Origin of the sequence: Pseudomonas sp. PLB05 (assembly GCF_021106615.1) — a bacterium.
Lineage (GTDB): Bacteria > Pseudomonadota > Gammaproteobacteria > Pseudomonadales > Pseudomonadaceae > Chryseomonas > Chryseomonas benzopyrenica.
In genome coordinates this window covers 772,288-788,677 of sequence record NZ_JAJOHO010000001.1, presented here as the reverse complement: position 1 = coordinate 788,677, position 16,390 = coordinate 772,288, and the positions used below count along the sequence as shown (strand labels likewise).

At 66.4% G+C, this 16,390-nt stretch carries 12 protein-coding genes; 8 read left to right on the top strand and 4 right to left on the bottom strand.

The window, feature by feature from the left end:
• The 4 genes from cydB to LRS53_RS03640 all read left to right on the top strand — a co-directional run bounded on the left by cydB (position 1) and on the right by LRS53_RS03640 (position 3,741).
• Positions 1-1,140 carry a cytochrome d ubiquinol oxidase subunit II gene (gene cydB, locus LRS53_RS03655; RefSeq protein ID WP_231354965.1) on the top strand — a complete coding sequence of 380 codons (1,140 nt, stop codon included), beginning with the start codon at positions 1-3 and terminating at the stop codon, positions 1,138-1,140.
• Between the two features lie 25 nt (positions 1,141-1,165).
• Entirely contained in the window at positions 1,166-1,282 is a 117-nt protein-coding gene (gene cydX, locus LRS53_RS03650; protein ID WP_007158843.1) for a cytochrome bd-I oxidase subunit CydX, read from the top strand.
• A complete protein-coding gene (locus LRS53_RS03645) occupies positions 1,269-1,565 on the top strand; it encodes a cyd operon YbgE family protein (protein WP_231355400.1) in 297 nt (98 codons plus the stop codon). The genes cydX and LRS53_RS03645 overlap by 14 nt, the downstream gene beginning before the upstream one ends.
• 214 nt (positions 1,566-1,779) lie before the next feature.
• Entirely contained in the window at positions 1,780-3,741 is a 1,962-nt protein-coding gene (locus LRS53_RS03640) for a methyl-accepting chemotaxis protein (protein ID WP_231354964.1), read from the top strand.
• A gap of 264 nt (positions 3,742-4,005) precedes the next feature.
• Here LRS53_RS03640 and fabF read toward each other — a convergent pair whose 3' ends face one another.
• From fabF to LRS53_RS03625, 3 genes are all read right to left on the bottom strand, one after another.
• Positions 4,006-5,292, bottom strand: a complete 1,287-nt coding sequence (fabF, locus tag LRS53_RS03635) for a beta-ketoacyl-ACP synthase II (protein WP_093252266.1) — start codon at positions 5,290-5,292, stop codon at positions 4,006-4,008.
• A 260-nt stretch (positions 5,293-5,552) separates the two neighbouring features.
• Positions 5,553-6,119, bottom strand: a complete 567-nt coding sequence (locus tag LRS53_RS03630; protein ID WP_160922753.1) for a TetR/AcrR family transcriptional regulator — start codon at positions 6,117-6,119, stop codon at positions 5,553-5,555.
• A 126-nt stretch (positions 6,120-6,245) separates the two neighbouring features.
• Positions 6,246-8,831 (bottom strand): bifunctional diguanylate cyclase/phosphodiesterase, encoded by a 2,586-nt coding sequence (locus tag LRS53_RS03625; protein ID WP_231354963.1) that lies wholly within the window; start codon positions 8,829-8,831, stop codon positions 6,246-6,248.
• Positions 8,832-9,145: 314 nt separating this feature from the next.
• On the opposite strand from LRS53_RS03625, the gene xdhA reads away from it, so the two are divergent.
• Genes xdhA through guaD form a run of 4 tightly spaced genes read left to right on the top strand, consistent with a single transcriptional unit; the run spans position 9,146 to position 15,123 of the window.
• Positions 9,146-10,585 (top strand): xanthine dehydrogenase small subunit, encoded by a 1,440-nt coding sequence (gene xdhA, locus LRS53_RS03620; protein ID WP_231354962.1) that lies wholly within the window; start codon positions 9,146-9,148, stop codon positions 10,583-10,585.
• Positions 10,578-12,977, top strand: coding sequence for a xanthine dehydrogenase molybdopterin binding subunit (gene xdhB / locus LRS53_RS03615; RefSeq protein ID WP_231354961.1), 2,400 nt, complete (start codon positions 10,578-10,580; stop codon positions 12,975-12,977). The genes xdhA and xdhB overlap by 8 nt, the downstream gene beginning before the upstream one ends.
• Positions 12,974-13,798: a xanthine dehydrogenase accessory protein XdhC gene (xdhC, locus tag LRS53_RS03610; protein WP_231354960.1), complete on the top strand. Its 825-nt coding sequence runs from the start codon at positions 12,974-12,976 to the stop codon at positions 13,796-13,798. The genes xdhB and xdhC overlap by 4 nt, the downstream gene beginning before the upstream one ends.
• A 20-nt stretch (positions 13,799-13,818) precedes the next feature.
• The gene (gene guaD, locus LRS53_RS03605; RefSeq protein ID WP_231354959.1) at positions 13,819-15,123 is read left to right on the top strand and encodes a guanine deaminase; all 1,305 of its coding nucleotides are present in this window, start codon (positions 13,819-13,821) and stop codon (positions 15,121-15,123) included.
• 153 nt (positions 15,124-15,276) lie between these two features.
• Here guaD and LRS53_RS03600 read toward each other — a convergent pair whose 3' ends face one another.
• The gene (locus LRS53_RS03600) at positions 15,277-16,374 is read right to left on the bottom strand and encodes an NADH:flavin oxidoreductase/NADH oxidase (RefSeq protein WP_064309006.1); all 1,098 of its coding nucleotides are present in this window, start codon (positions 16,372-16,374) and stop codon (positions 15,277-15,279) included.
• Positions 16,375-16,390: the final 16 nt, after the last annotated feature.

Here is a 16,390-nt window from a genome sequence, read left to right as displayed (position 1 = left end):
ATGTTCGACTACGAAGTGCTCAAGCTCACCTGGTGGGTGCTGATCGGCGTCCTGCTGATCGGCTTCGCCCTCACCGACGGCTTCGACATGGGCGCCATGATCCTGATGCCCCTGATCGGCAAGACCGACAAGGAACGCCGCGCCGCCATCAACAGCATCGCGCCGCACTGGGACGGCAACCAGGTCTGGTTCATCACCGCCGGCGGCGCCCTCTTCGCCGCCTGGCCGATGGTCTACGCCACCGCCTTCTCCGGGCTCTATTGGGCGCTGCTGCTGGTGCTCTTCGCCCTGTTCCTGCGTCCGGTGGGATTCGACTACCGCAGCAAGCTCGACAACACCCGCTGGCGCAACGCCTGGGACTGGGGCCTGTTCACCGGTAGCCTGGTGCCGGCCCTGGTATTCGGCGTGGCCTTCGGCAATCTCTTCCAGGGCGTGCCCTTCCAACTCGACGACACCCTGAGATCCACCTACAGCGGCAGCTTCTTCGCCCTGCTCAACCCCTTCGCCCTGCTCAGCGGCGCGGTCAGCCTGGCCATGCTCTGCGCCCATGGCGGCAGCTGGCTGATGCTGCGTACCCACCATGCCCTGGGCGAGCGCGCCCGGCGTGCTACCGGCCTGTGCGCCCTGCTCCATCTCGTCACCTTCGGTCTGGCCGGTGTCTGGCTGGCCTACGGCTTCGACGGCTACGTGCTGGTCAGCCAGGGCGATCCGGGCAGCGCCTTGAATCCGCTGCACAAGGTGGTGACCACCGGCAATCCGGGCTGGCTAGCCAACTACCATACCCAGCCGCTGACCCTGCTCGCCCCGGTGCTGGCCGCGCTCGGCAGCGTCCTGGCCCTGCTCGGCAGCAGCTGGCGGCAGGCCGGCCTGGCCTTCACCGGCACCTCCCTGGCCATCGTCGGCACCCTCGCCACCGCCGGCTGCGCACTGTTTCCCTTCGTGCTGCCGTCGAGCCTGGACCCGGCCTCCAGCCTGACCATCTGGGACGCCGTCTCCAGCCACAAGACGCTGGGCATCATGTTCGTCGCCGCGGCCATTTTCGTGCCGCTCATCCTGGCCTACACCCTGTGGAGCTACGTGCGCATGTGGGGCAAGGTCGACGACCGCTTCATCGACGCCAACCCCCACGGCCTCTACTGATCAGCCCCTCTCAAGGAGACATGCCATGTGGTACTTCACCTGGATCCTCGGTGTCCTGCTCGCCGCGAGCTTCGGCATCATCAACGCCCTCTGGCTGGAAAGCACCCGGGAGCTCGATGTCCATGACGATGCCGAGTGCTGAGGCCCTGCCCCGCGTCCACCCACTAGGACGGACGCTGTCCCTGCTACTGGCGGCGCCCCTGGCGCTGCTGCTGATGATTCACCCGGGCTTGATGCTCGATGCCAGCGGGCATTACAGCCATCCGCTGCTGATGGGGGTGATGCTGGGTGTCTCGGCTGGGCTGGTCCACGGCGTGGGCTTCATGCCGCGCCTGTGGCTGTGGCGCCTGGTGTTCGGGCCAGTGGTGGGCTGGCCGCTGCTGGTGCTGGGCTACGCCCTGCTCATCAGGGCACAGCTGGGCTGATTGAAGTTTGATGATAGCGTCCGGCATTCCCGGACGCCGCTCAGACCACCAGGTTTATCGCCTGGCAGTGCGTCTCACCCCCACGCTCGCAGCAAAAAATAATCTGACGATAAAGGTTCGTCTGCAGGTGCCGACATATTCGGAATCGACCTCGACTCGCCGGCTCCTTACCTTGTCGTCGGCGCACCCGCTGACCGCCTCAGAGACTTTCACGATGCTCAGGAACGCCCCCCTCAGTACCAAACTCCTGCTGATCCAGCTCCTGCCCCTGGCCGGCTTCCTGGTGATCTCGGGCCTCTACACCGCCGATCGCTACGAAACGCTCAAGAACATGGAGCACACCGTGACCGCCAGTGCCACGGCCGAGCGCGTCAGTGCCTTGGTCACCAGCCTGCAGCGCGAGCGTGGTGCCAGCGGCGTGTTCCTCGGCAGTGGTGGTAAGTCGATGCAGGACAAGCTCAAGACCTTCCGCGAAGATAGCGATAAGGCACAGAACAACCTACATGCGTTGGCCACCGGTAACGACGCCGCCATCCAGACCGCCATGCGCGCCCTGGACACCCTGCGTGACCTGCGCAGCAAGGTCGATGGCCTGGCGCTCAACAGCACCCAGTCCGGCGCGGCCTACACCGACCTGATCAAGGCGCTGATCGGCTACACCCATGCCCTCGAAGCGGGTGTTGATGATCCTGAAATCCTGCGCGCCCTGGGCGCACTCAATCTCTTCGTCGAGATGAAGGAACGCGCCGGCCGCGAGCGCGTACTGCTGGGCTTGGCCTTCAACCAGAATCGCTTCGACGCTGGCCTGCTGTCGCGCTTCGCCCGCAACCTGGGCGAATTCTCCGCCTACGCCGACGCCTTCCAGCGCAAGGCCACGCCTGAATTCATCCGTCAGCTTGACGACACCTTCAAGCAGCCCAGCGCCATGGAAGTCACCCGCCTGCAACAGCTGGCCTTCACCGTGCCGTTGGGCGATGCCCTGGGCGTCAAGCCGGAGGACTGGTTCAACCTGGCCACCCAACGTATCGACCTGATGGGCCAGGTGGAGGCGGACCTGGGTGCCAGCGTCGGCGCCCAGGCCGAACAGGCCCGTGCGGGCGCCAGTCGCGGTCTCTGGACCACCCTCGGCCTGGTGCTGCTGGTGCTGGTGGCCGTCTCGACGCTGGCCTGGGTGATCATTCGCAACATCAAGCAGGCGGTCGAGCAGGTCAACGGCACCCTTACCCGCCTGGCCACCCGTGACCTCACCGCCCGCTGCGCCTACCAGGGCAAGGACGAGTTCGGCACCATCACCGGCAACCTCAATCTGATGAGCCAGGAGCTCGGCCAGGTCATCCAGGAGATCGGCGCCGCCACCGTGCAGGTCGCCACCGCCGCCGAAGAGGCGTCGGCGGTCGCCATCCAGACCAGCCAGAACGTCGCCCAGCAGCGTCTGGGGACCGACCAGGTGGCTACCGCCATCGCCGAGATGAGCGCCACGGTCAAGGACGTCGCCCGTAGCACCACCGAAGCCGCCGAAGGCTCGCGGCAGGTCGAGGGCAACACCAGCCAGGGTCGCCGCGAATTGCAGGCCACCATCGGCCTGGTGCAAGGGCTGTCGGTGCAGGCCGAGCGGACCTCGGAGATCATCGCCGAACTCAAGCAGGAGAGCGATGCCATTTCCTCGGTGCTGGACGTGATCCGCGGCATCGCCGAGCAGACCAACCTGCTGGCTCTGAACGCCGCCATCGAAGCCGCGCGCGCCGGTGAAGCCGGGCGTGGCTTCGCCGTGGTGGCCGACGAGGTGCGCTCCCTGGCCCAGAAGACCCAGCAATCCACCGGCAGCATCCAGCAGATGATCAGCCACCTGCAGAGCGGCTCCGACCGCGCCACCCAGGCCATGCAGGAGACCCTGAGCCAGGTGCAGACCGGCGCCAGCAACGTGGTCCGCGCCGGCGAGCTGCTCGGCGAGATCGCCGAGGGCGTGACCCTGATCAACGACCGCAACATCCAGGTGGCCTCGGCCGCCGAACAGCAGAGCCAGGTCGCCGAAGAGATCAGCCGCAACGTCAACGACATCAACGACCTAGTGATTCAGGTCAGCGCCGGCGCCGAACAGACCGCCGTCACCAGTCGCGAACTGGCCCGCCTCGCCGAACAGCAACAAGCCCTGGTCGGCCGCTTCCGGGTGGCCTGAGGCCATGAATTCGCAACGGTCGGTGCCTTCGCAAGACACTGGCCGTTCGCTCGGGCCCCTTTCGCCCAAGGCATTCCTCATCACCGCTAAGGGTGCACTTCAGTCGACCATAGCCAACGCCAAGGCGAAAAAAGCGGAAGAGTGGGAGGCTCTCCCGTAGTGCTCAAGCCTCTTCAGAAAGGCACAGGGACGCACCCTTCCACTCGCGCACGCTAGCCTCAAGAACTCATTGGCATGCGGCGGCACCCCACTGGCCGTACCTACTCACGCTCCGGGCCAACGCCTGAACAGGGCGCTGGCGTTCACGCCACCAAAGCCGAAGCCATTGGACAGTGCGTATTCGAGCGGCAGTCGGCGCGCCCGCAAGGCCACGAGATTCAGGCCTTCGGCGGCCTGATCCGGGTGGTGCAGATTCAGCGTCGGCGGCACGATCTGGTCACGCAGGGCGAGCACGGTGAAGATCGCCTCGATACCACCGGCGGCGCCCAGCAGGTGCCCGGTACTGGACTTGGTCGAGGTAATGGCGACTGGCGAGTGATTACCAAAGACTGCCCGAATAGCCGCCAGCTCCCCCTTGTCGCCCACCGGGGTGGAAGTGGCGTGAGCATTGATGTGTTGCACCTCGGCGGCGTTGATCCCGGCCTGGCGCAGGGCCTGCTCCATGGCGCGGCGGGCACCGCTGCCGTCTTCCGGACCGGCGGTGAGGTGATAGGCATCGGCGCTGGTGCCGTAGCCCACCAGCTCGGCCAGGGGTGTGGCGCCCCGGGCCAGCGCGTGATCCAGTGACTCAATGACCAGGAGCCCAGCGCCCTCCGCCATGACGAAGCCTGCCCTATCCCGGTCGAAAGGCCGGGACGCCTCTTGTGGACGATCGTTGTAGCCGGTCGCCAGGGCGCGGGCCGCGGCGAAACTGCCCAGGGTCACCGTATGGAGAGCGGCTTCGGTTCCTCCACAGATCGCGATGTCCGCCTCCCCTGCACGGATAAGGCGGGCCGCGTCGCCGATGGCCTGGACGCTGGCGGCGCAGGCTGTGACCGGTGCGCCGAGTGGCCCCTTGAAGCCATGCTCGATGGATACATGACCGGCGGCCATGTTGGCGAGAAATGACGGCGCGGTGAACGGCGAGAGCCGCCGCGCACCGCGGTTATCCGTGGTGCGCACGGCACTGGCGATGGCGTCGAAGCCGCCGACGCCCGAAGCGATGAGCGTGGCGGTTCGTTGCTGGGCGACATCGTCACCAGGATGCCAGTCTGCCTGTTCGAGGGCCTCCCGCGCCGCGACCAAGGCAAACTCGATGAAGCGATCCATCTTCTTGCGATCCTTGGCGTTGATATGGAGCTCGGGGTCATAGCCGGCCGCCGGGTCCTGCGCCAGATCGGGCACCTGCCCGGCGATGCCGCAACCAGTGTCTCCGGCTACGCTCTCAGGTAGCGCCCGGAGACCTGACCGACCGGCGAGCAGGCGCGACCAGGTCACCTCGGCTCCACATCCCAGCGGACCGACTAGCCCAACCCCGGTAACGACGATACGGACTGGATTCTGCTTGTTCATAAGGCTCCTCGATAGACGGGGCTGAAGGTCCAATCGTCTGGACAGGTATCCCGTAGATGCAGCACTGCTGCCCCATAAGATGACGGCCGACATATAAATCATATGATAGCCATCATGTAAAGCCTGCCAGCTGGCCTGCAGGGTTACCCATGAAGCCTGAAACTGATGGTCAGGCGCCTTCGTTGGATACCGCGAAGGCATCTGGCTGGCGCGGGATCAAGTGCTTCGACCCTTGAGTGCGGAGATCAGGATCCGGTCAGCTAGGCGCCCGACGACTTCGCTTCGAGCAGTTCGAGCAGCGCCGTACGAGCACCATCGAGGACACGATCGGACAGCTCGGGATCCACCACCCCGCGCGACAGCACTAGGGCGCCAACGAGCGTGCTCAACACCAGGACAGCGTCCTGGGGATCCGGCAAGTGCTCGCCAAGCTGCCCCAACCTTGCGAGGAGCGCCTGGTCGGTTGCGGGGTGCGCCTCCCCGCGCTGGCCAAGTTCGGCGGAGACGGTCGGAAAGATGCAGCCTCTGGCGGGCTCGTCCCGGTGCACCGTCGAAAGATAGCGCTGGATGAATTCGGGCAGCGACCAATCCCCCGTCAAGCTCGCGGGCGTTACGGCCCCGATCTCCAGCAGGCAGTGGCGCAGCGCTTCATCGATCAGCTCGTCCTTGGACGCGAAGTGCCCGTAAAACCCCCCATGTGTCAACTTCAGCGCCTTCATCAGGGTCTGCACGCTGGTCGCATTCACCCCGTCGCGGCGAAAGCGCCTGGCAGCCTCTTCGATGATCCGCTGCCGCGTCTTCGCCTTGTGCTCTTCGTCGTAACGCATGGGGTTCTCGATGCCTGGTATGTCAGTCGTCATGCTACGCCGCCAGGCCCACCGGTGGAATCGGCAGGCACTATTGCGGGTCAGGCTTTCAGCAGCGAGGTGGGCCCCGATTGCTGCTCGTGGCGGCTATATCCGGCTTCGCCCGCCCAATGCGGTCACGGCGGCACGCTGCGCCAGGCTGTCCGCGCCCGCGTATTGCTCCTGCCGCAAGGCCGCGAAACGCGCCTGGGACAACGGCCGCTGCAGATGGAAGCCCTGGGCCTGGTCGCACTTGAGATCGGCGATGCGCGCCAGCTGGCCGGCGGTCTCGATCCCCTCGGCCACTACCGTCAGCGACAGTGCCCGTCCCATGCTGACGATGGCCTCGACGATGGCCGCGTTGCTCTCGCTCACCTCGATGTTGGAGACGAAGCTGCGGTCGATCTTCAGGCAGTCGAAGGGATAGGTGCGCAGATAGCTCAGCGAGGAATAGCCGGTGCCGAAGTCGTCCATCGACAGCCGCACGCCCAGCGCCTTGAGTTTCTTCATCAACTCCAGGGCACCCGCCGCGTCATCCAGCAAGACGTTCTCGGTCAGCTCCAGCTCGACCCGTGCCGGGTCGATGCCGGTGCGCTCGAGCACCTTGTGGATCCGGGCGACCAGATCGTCGCGCTGGAACTCCAGCGGTGACAGGTTGATGGACACGATCAACTCCGGCGACCAGTCCATCGCCTGGCTGCAAGCCTCCTGCAACACCCAGTCGCTCAGGCCCAGGATCAGCCCGGTCTCCTCCGCCACCCCGATGAACTCGGCAGGCGCCAGGCGGCCACGGATGGGATGATTCCAGCGCACCAGGGCCTCGGCGCCCAGCAGGCGCTGGCTGCTGGCGTCGAAACGCGGCTGGAAATCCAGCTCGAACTCCAGCCGCTGCAATCCCAGGCGCAACTCGGTCTCCAGCTGACGCCGCGCGAGGATGCGCTGGTTCATGGTGGGCTCATAGAATCTCAGGGTGTTACGCCCCGCCGCCTTGGCTTCGTACAGGGCGATGTCGGCATAGCGCAGTAGATCCTCGGCGCTATGGCCATCCTGGGGTGCCTGGGCAATGCCGACGCTCGCACCGATGTTGATGTCGTGCTCGTCGATCCGCATGGTCCGGCCGATGCCCTCCAACATCCGGTTGCAGAGCAGGCTCACCTGCTCGGCGCTCAGGCAGCCCTTCACCGCGATGACGAATTCATCGCCGCCGATACGGGCCACTAGATCGCCCTCGCGCACGCTGGCGCGCAGCTCTCGGGCGACCTGACAGAGCACCTGATCGCCGGCGCCATGGCCGAGGGAATCGTTGACCGGCTTGAAGCGGTCCAGGTCCAGGGCCAACAGGTGCAGCGGCTGACTGGCACTGACGCCCTCGGCGAAGCGCTGCGCCAGGTAGCGGTGCAACTGGTGACGGTTGGCCAGTCCGGTGAGGGCATCGTGCTGGCTGATGTGTTCGATGCGCGCCTTGGCCTCGATCTCCTCGGTCACATCGCACACGGTGCCGCGAAAGCCGGCCAGCAGGCCACCGCTGATGATGGGCTGAGCCGAGAGCTGGCAGTACCTGAGCTTGGCCTGGGCGTCGCGCATCTCGCAAGGCAGCGGACGGCGACTGCGTCCGGCCGCCAGCGGTGTTCTGGCTACCTCCTCGACCTGGCTCGGCGGATAGCCGAGCAGCTCGTGCAACGGGCGACTCAGCCAGGCTTCCCGGCTGAAGCCGGTGACGGCCACGAAACGCTCCGAAAGATAGACCAGCCGCTGCTCGGCGTCGCTCTCCCAAATCCAGTCGGACGACGCCTCGGACACGGTGCGGAAGCGCTGCTCGCTATGCCTCAGGGCATCTTCGGCCACATCCGTCTGCCGCGCCGCCAGCGCGATCCGCCGACGCAGGTACCAGACCAGCAGCAAGGCCAGACCACACATCGTCGCCAGCAACGGCAGGAACTGCGCCAGCAGGCGCTGCCCCATGCCATGCACCAGCCAGTGAAAGGTCACCGCGATACCCGGATCGGACTTCACCACCAGGGTCGGCCGCTCCGCCACGACGGGCAGTTCCCCTGGCTCCGCGGTCAGCCCGGGCAATTCGAAGGTCTGGCCGAGCTGGGCGAGCTTGTCCGGCGTGAGGATATCGACGAACACCATGTAGGACAGCCGCTTGAAGTCCTGGTAGGTGGCATCCGGGCGGATGACCGCGACCATTACGCTGGCCGGCTTGCCCTCGATCAGGAAATAGCCCTGGGCATGGCCATCCTTGAGCGAGCGCTCCCTGGCCTGGGCCAGCAGGGTCGCCTGGTCGTCCCCCAGCCAGGTATCCAGCTGCATCTTGCTGCGTCCGCCGCCGACCACGGCGTAGCGCGTGACGCCGTTGGGCGCCAGGATGAAGGCGCCATTCACGCCATAGTCGCTGTAAAGGGAGGGCCCGACGTTGTCTTCCTCATAGGCCCAATTCACGTCGACCTTCTTGCTGGTCCGTGCATAGGCTTCCATCCAGAAAGAATAGTCAGTCAAGACCCGGCCAAGCCTGTCCAGCCGCGTTTCCAACGCGCGCTGGGCGTCCGCCTCGCTGTGGTGGCGTTGCTGCTCGTCGATGCGCGCGCACAGGTCGAACAGCATCCACCCGGCCAGGGTAAAGATGAGGGTGACCAAGGCGAAGAAACCAAGGGAAGCCTGACGGGCGACACGGTTGAGTTGGGTAGGCACGGTAGCGACCTGTTGCAACGGGTTGTACGAGGGTGCTGACGACAGGCGACCAGGCCGTAATCGTCTGCCTATATATCGGCATCGGCCCGAGCGCCTTGAAGAGTCCGAATGAATATTCCGCAGAAACACGGGTTAGAGCGGCTGGTTTTGCACCATCCGCGGGCAAAGGAGCGCTGGGCGCGCCAAGACGGCGCAGCCTTGCCCAGGCCTCTTGCCCAAAAACGACAGAGGTCGGCCACTTGCCCGGGCAAATGTTGACCTATCGGTCAGCTTTACCCACCATCAAGGCATTCGAGAGCAGGTGGAGAGCGGCCGTGATCAGGTTTCTGCTGGACCAGGAGCTGCGCGTCGAAGAGCAGCTCGATCCCAACCTTACCGTGCTGCAGTACCTGCGCGAGCATTGCGGCAAGACCGGCACCAAGGAAGGCTGCGCCTCGGGCGACTGTGGCGCCTGCACCGTGGTGCTGGCCGAGCCCGACGGCGAGCGGCTGCGCTATCGCACGGTCAACAGTTGCCTGACCTTCGTTGCGGCGCTGGATGGCCGGCAACTGATCAGTGTGGAGGACCTCAAGCATCAGGGCCGCCTGCACAGCGTGCAGCAGGCCATGGTCGACTGCCATGGCTCCCAGTGTGGCTACTGCACGCCGGGCTTCGTCATGTCGCTGTTCGCCTTGCAAAAGAACGTCGCCGCGCCCGATAACGCTGCCACCCACGAGGCACTGGCCGGCAACCTCTGCCGTTGTACCGGCTACCGGCCAATCCTGGCCGCCGCCGAACAGGCCTGCACCCAGCGCCAGCCGGACCAGTTCGATGCCCGGGAGCAGCAGACCCTGGAGCGCCTCAAGGCCCTAGCGCCGGCGCCGCACACACGCCTGGAAGGCGCCAACCGGCGCTGCCACAGCCCCACCACCCTGAGCGAACTGGCCAGCCTCTACCAGGTGCAGCCCGCGGCGCGCCTGCTGGCCGGCGGTACCGACTTGGCCCTGGAAGTCACTCAGCAGCATCGCCGCCTGGAGACCCTCATCTACCTGGGCAACCTGCCCGAGCTGCATGGCGTGACCGTCAGCGAGGAACGTATCGAGATCGGCGCCGCCACCCCGCTGGCCGACTGCGCCGCCGCCCTGGCCGCCGACTATCCGGATTTCGGCGCGCTGCTGCAGCGCTTCGCCTCCCTGCAGATCCGCAACCAGGGCACCCTCGGCGGCAACATCGGCAATGCCTCGCCCATCGGCGACAGCCCACCCCTGCTCCTGGCGCTCGGGGCCAACGTGCTGCTGCGCCAGGGCGAACGCCTGCGCGAACTGGCCCTGGACGATTTCTTCCTCGACTATCGCCAGACCGCCCTGGAACCAGGCGAATTCATCCAGGCGATACGGGTACCGCGGTCACGCGAGGGCCTGGTGTTCCGTGCCTTCAAGGTGTCCAAGCGCCTGGACGACGACATCTCCGCGGTCTGCGCCGCCTTCGCCCTGGAACTGGAGCAGGACCGCGTCGCCAGCGTGCGCATCGCCTATGGCGGCATGGCGGCCACGCCCAAACGCGCCGCCCGCTGCGAACAGGCGCTGCTCGGCCAGCCCTGGAACGCGGCGTCCATCGAGCGCGCCGTCCAGGCCCTGGCGGAGGATTTCGCCCCGCTGTCGGATTTCCGCGCCAGTCGCGAATACCGCCTACTGACAGCGCAGAATCTGCTGCGCAAATGTCATCTGGAGACCACCCAGCCCGCGCTCGTCACGAGGGTCACCGCCCATGTCTAGCACCCTGCCCGCCCGCACCCCGGAGGAAATGGCCGCCGCCTTCGCTGCCGGTCTGGCCACCGGCGTCGGCAAGCCGCTCAAGCACGAGAGCGCCGACAAGCATGTCAGCGGCGAAGCCCTCTACATCGACGACCGCCTGGAATTCCCCAATCAGCTGCACGTCTATGCGCGGATGAGCGAGCACGCCCATGCGCGTATCACGCACATCGATCTCTCACCCTGCTACCAGATCCCCGGTGTTGCCCTGGCCATCACCGCTGCCGACGTGCCTGGCCAGCTTGACATCGGCGCCGTGTTGCCGGGGGATCCGCTGCTGGCCGATGGCGAGGTCCAGTATCTGGGCCAGCCTGTACTCGCGGTAGCCGCCACCAGCCTGGACGCCGCCCGCCGCGCCGCCCAGGCTGCTATCGTCGAATACGAGCCGCTGGAGGCCATCCTCGACGTCAAGGAAGCGCTCAAGCGCGAGCACTTCATCTCCCCCAGCCACAGCCACCGGATCGGTGACGCGACCGCCGCCCTGGCCGCCGCGCCCCATCGCCTACAGGGCGAACTGGCCATTGGCGGCCAGGAGCACTTCTACCTGGAAACCCAGGTGGCCTCGGTGATGCCCACCGAAGACGGCGGCATGCTGGTCTATTCCTCCACCCAGAATCCTACCGAGGTGCAGAAGCAGGTGGCCGAGGTGCTGGGCGTCGCCATGAACAAGGTCACCGTCGACATGAGACGCATGGGCGGCGGCTTCGGTGGCAAGGAAAGCCAGGCCGGGATGCCGGCGGCGCTCTGCGCGGTGTTCGCCCATCTCACCGGGCGCCCGGTGAAGATGCGCCTGCCGCGCTTCGAAGACATGCACATGACCGGCAAGCGCCATCCCTTCCACGTCGAGTACGACGTCGGCTTCGACGACGATGGCCGACTGCTAGGCATCCGCTTCGAGCTGGCGGGCAACTGCGGCTACTCACCGGACCTGTCCAACGCCATCATCGACCGCGCCATGTTCCATGCCGACAACGCCTACTTCCTCGGCAACGCCCAGATCACCGGCCACCGCTGCAAGACCCATTTGGCCTCCAACACCGCCTACCGGGGTTTCGGCGGCCCCCAGGGCATGCTGGCCATCGAGAACGTCATGGACGCCATCGCCCGCCATCGCGGTCTCGATCCGCTGGAGGTACGGCGGCGCAACTACTACGGCCAGGAGACGCGCAACCTCACCCACTACCATCAGGTGGTGGAGGACAACTTACTCAACGAAATGACCGCGGACCTCGCGGCCAGCAGCGACTATCAGGCACGCCGCGAAGCCATCCAGGCCTTCAACCGGGTCAACCCGGTGCTGAAGAAAGGCCTGGCGCTGACCCCGGTGAAATTCGGTATTTCCTTCACCTCCTCCTTCCTCAATCAGGGCGGCGCCCTGGTCAATGTCTACACCGACGGCAGCATCCACCTGAACCACGGCGGCACCGAGATGGGCCAGGGGCTCAACACCAAGGTCGCCCAGGTGGTGGCCGAGGTCTTCCAGGTCGACATAGCCCGCATCCAGATCACCGCCACCAATACCGACAAGGTGCCCAACACCTCGCCCACCGCGGCCTCCAGCGGTACCGACCTCAACGGCAAGGCCGCGCAGAACGCCGCCCAGACCATCAAGGACCGGCTGATCGACTTCGCCAGCCGCCACTTCCACGTCGGGCCTGAAGAGGTCGACTTCCGCAACGGCCACGTCAGGGTCCGCGAGCGGCTACTGAGCTTCGAGGAGCTGATCCAGCTGGCCTATGTCGGTCAGGTATCGCTCTCCAGCACCGGCTACTACCGCACGCCCAAGATCCACTACGACCGCGACCAGGCCCGCGGTCGGCCCTTCTACTACTATGCCTTCGGCGCCGCCTGCTCCGAAGTGCTGATCGATACCCTCACCGGCGAATACCGCCTGCTGCGCACCGACATCCTCCACGACGTCGGCGCCTCCCTGAATCCGGCCATCGACATCGGCCAGGTGGAAGGCGGTTTCGTCCAGGGCCTGGGCTGGCTGACCATGGAGGAGTTGGTATGGAGCGACGCCGGCAAGCTGCTCACCGCCGGCCCTTCCACCTACAAGATCCCGGCGGTGAGCGACGTGCCGCCGGATCTGCGGGTACGGCTGGTGGAGAATCGCCAGAATCCCGAGGCCACGGTGTTCCACTCCAAGGCCGTGGGCGAACCGCCCTTCATGCTCGGCATCTCGGTGTGGTGCGCCCTGCAGGACGCCGTGGCCAGCGTGGCCGACTACCGTTTCCACCCGGCGCTGGACGCCCCCGCCACCCCGGAACGGGTACTCTGGGGCGTGGAGCGCATGCGCCGCCTGGCCGTCGAAGCCCAGGCCGCCCCGCTCCCTGTCACGGAGGAATCAGCATGAACAGCAAACGCGGCTGGCTGGCCCTGCTGGCCGACTTCGAGGCGCGCGGCGAACCCTGCGTGCTGATCACCGTGGCCGACGAGCAGGGTTCCACCCCTCGCGACGCCGGGACCAAGATGCTGGTGGGCCGCGAAGAGCAGCACCTGACCATCGGCGGCGGCCACCTGGAATACCGCGCGGTGGAAATCGCCCGGGAGATGCTCGCCGCCGGTACCCGCCAGCCGCGCCTGGAGCGTTTTTCCCTGGCCGCCAGCCTCGGCCAGTGCTGTGGCGGCGTCACCACCCTGCTGTTCGAGCCCCAACTGGTCCAGGATCTGCCGGTGATCGTCTTCGGCGCCGGCCATGTCGCCCGCGCCCTGGTGCCGCTGCTGGCCGGTTTGCCCTGCGCGGTGCGCTGGGTCGATTCGCGGCCCCAGGAATTTCCCGATCCGCTGCCCGCTGGCGTCGCAAGGATCGTCACCGAAGAGCCGGTCGACGAGATCGCCCGCATGCCGGCGGGTGCCTACTATATCGTCATGACCCATAATCACCCCCTGGACCTGGAGTTGACCGACGCCATCCTCGCCCGGGGCGACCATGGCTACTTCGGCCTGATCGGCTCCCGGACCAAATGGGCCAAGTTCCGCCACCGTCTCGCGGCGCGTGGCCACGGCGCCGACCGCCTTGCCACGGTGCGCTGCCCCCTGGGCCTGCCCGAGGTCCAGGGCAAGCTGCCGCTGGAGATCGCCATCGCGGTGGCCGGCGAGGTCATCGCCCACTACGGTCGCCAGGCCCAGCAGACGGATCTGCCGCTGCGCCTGGTCACCGCCAGCCCAAGTTAGCTTTGCAATCAGAGAACCCTATGACCGCCATCGCCCATCGCGCCGCCCTGCTCCACAGCCTTGCCGACCCGGCCGAGGTGGGGCTGGACGCCTCCTACGAATACCACGCCGACGGCCTGCTGCTGGTCGAGGACGGCCGCATCCAGGCCATGGGGCCGGCCGCCGAACTGCTGCCCACCCTACCCACCGGCACCCCGTTGATCGAGCACCCCCACGCCCTGATCACCCCCGGCTTCATCGACACCCATATCCACTATCCGCAAACCGGCATGATCGCCAGCTACGCCGAGCAACTGCTGGACTGGCTGGACACCTACACCTTCCCCACCGAGGGCGCCTTCGCCGATCCGGCCAAGGCGGCCGAGGTGGCGGAGATTTTCGTCGGTGAACTGCTGCGCAACGGCACCACCACCGCCCTGGTGTTCGGCAGCGTCCATCCGCAGTCGGTGGACGCCTTTTTCCAGGTCGCCGAACGACTCGATGTGCGCATGATCGCCGGCAAGGTGCTGATGGACCGCAATGCGCCGGGCTATCTGCAGGACACGGCCGCGTCCGCCTATACTGACAGCAAGGCGCTGATCCAGCGCTGGCACGGCAAGGGTCGCCTGCATTACGCGGTCACCCCGCGCTTCGCGCCGACCAGCACCCCCGAGCAATTGGAAGCGGCCGGGCGCCTGTTGGCCGAGCACCCGGACGTCTACCTGCACACCCACCTCTCCGAGAACCTCAAGGAGATCGACTGGGTGAAGGCGCTGTTCCCGGAGCGCGCCAACTATCTGGATGTCTACGACCACTTCCAGCTGCTCGGCCCGCGCTCGGTGTTCGCCCATGGCATCCACCTCTGCGACGAAGAGTGCCAGCGCCTGCACGAGACCGGTTCCGCGGTGGCCCACTGCCCCACGTCCAATCTCTTCCTCGGCAGCGGTCTGTTCGATCTCAAGCGGATGGAAGCCTTCAAGGTCAATGTCGGTCTCGGTACCGACGTTGGCGCCGGCACCAGCTTCTCGCTGCTGCAGACCCTGGGCGAGGCCTACAAGGTGCAGCAACTGCGCGGCCATCGCCTGCACCCCTTCAAGTCGCTGTACCTGGCCACCCTCGGCGGCGCCCGCGCCCTGCGCCTGGACGAGCGCATCGGCAGCCTGGCCCCCGGCCACGACGCCGACTTCGTGGTGCTCGACCTCAAGGCCACCCCGCTGCTGGACTACCGCCTGCAGCAGGCCAAGAGCCTGGAGGAAACCCTCTTCGTCCTCACCACCCTGGGCGACGACCGCGTAGTGCGCGAGACCCATGCCGCGGGTCGCCTGGTACACAGTCGGGACGCCTAAGCCCGTTGGGCTTCGGCGATGGAGCCACCTCACCCAACCTACCCATCACCGTAGGTTGGGCTGAGCGCAGCGAAGCCCAACAAAACTCCCCCCATCCCATACGCACAAAAAAGCCGCCCCGAGGGGCGGCTTGCGCGTTCAGCCTAAGCCGACTCAGCTGGTGCGATAGCGCTCCAGCCAATGGGCGTAGGGCGCCGGCAGCACCCAGGACGGCTGGTCGACGCCCAGGGCCTTGGCTGCATAGTAGGGCCAGTGCGGATCGGCCAGGTGGGCGCGGCCTACCATCACCAGATCCAATTGCCCGTCGGCCACTACCTGGTTGGCCAAAACCGGGGTATCGATGTTCCAGGCCGAGGCGACCTTGAGGCCGGTGGCCTTACGTACCTGCTCGGTGATGGGCGCCAGCAGGCCCGAGCCCCAGGGGATGTTGGCGGTCGGGGTGGAGAAACCGATGCTGACGCTCAGCAGGTCCAGGCCTTCGCGCTTGAAGCCCTGGGCCAGCTCGATGGATTCGGCCAGGGTCTCTTCGTCGCGACCGTCGTATTCGATCACGCCGAAACGGGCGGTCAGCGGCAGGTGCTCCGGCCAGACCTTGCGCACCTCGGCCAGGGTTTCCAGCAGGAAGCGACTGCGGCCGGCGAGGTCGCCACCATATTGGTCGTCACGCTGATTGGAGTGTACCGAGAAGAAGCTCTGCGCCAGGTAGCCGTGGGCAAAGTGCAGTTCCAGCCACTCGAAGCCGGCTTCATAGGCACGCTTGGCGGCATCGACGAAGTCCTGACGGACACGGGCGATGTCGTCCAGGGTCATGGCCTTGGGGACCTTGGGCAGGTTGGCACCAAAGGCCACCGCGGACGGGGCGATGGTGTCCCAGCCTCGGGCGTCGTCGGCGGCGATGTGGTCGTCGCCTTCCCAGGGACGATTGGCACTGGCCTTGCGGCCGGCATGGGCGATCTGGATACCCGGCACCGAACCGGCGGCCTTGATCGCCTGGACCACCGGCACGAAGGCCTGAGCCTGGGCGTCCGACCAGATACCGGCGCAGCCGGGGGTGATGCGGCCTTCCGGCGAGACCGCCGTGGCCTCGACGACGACCAGGCCAGCACCGCCACGCGCCAGGCCGGCATAGTGCACTTGATGCCAGTCATTGATGACGCCATCGACGGCGCTGTACTGGCACATGGGCGGGATGGCGATGCGGTTGCGCAGCGTCACGTCCTTGAGGGTGAAGGGTTGGAACAATGCGGACATCTGAGCGGTCTCCCAT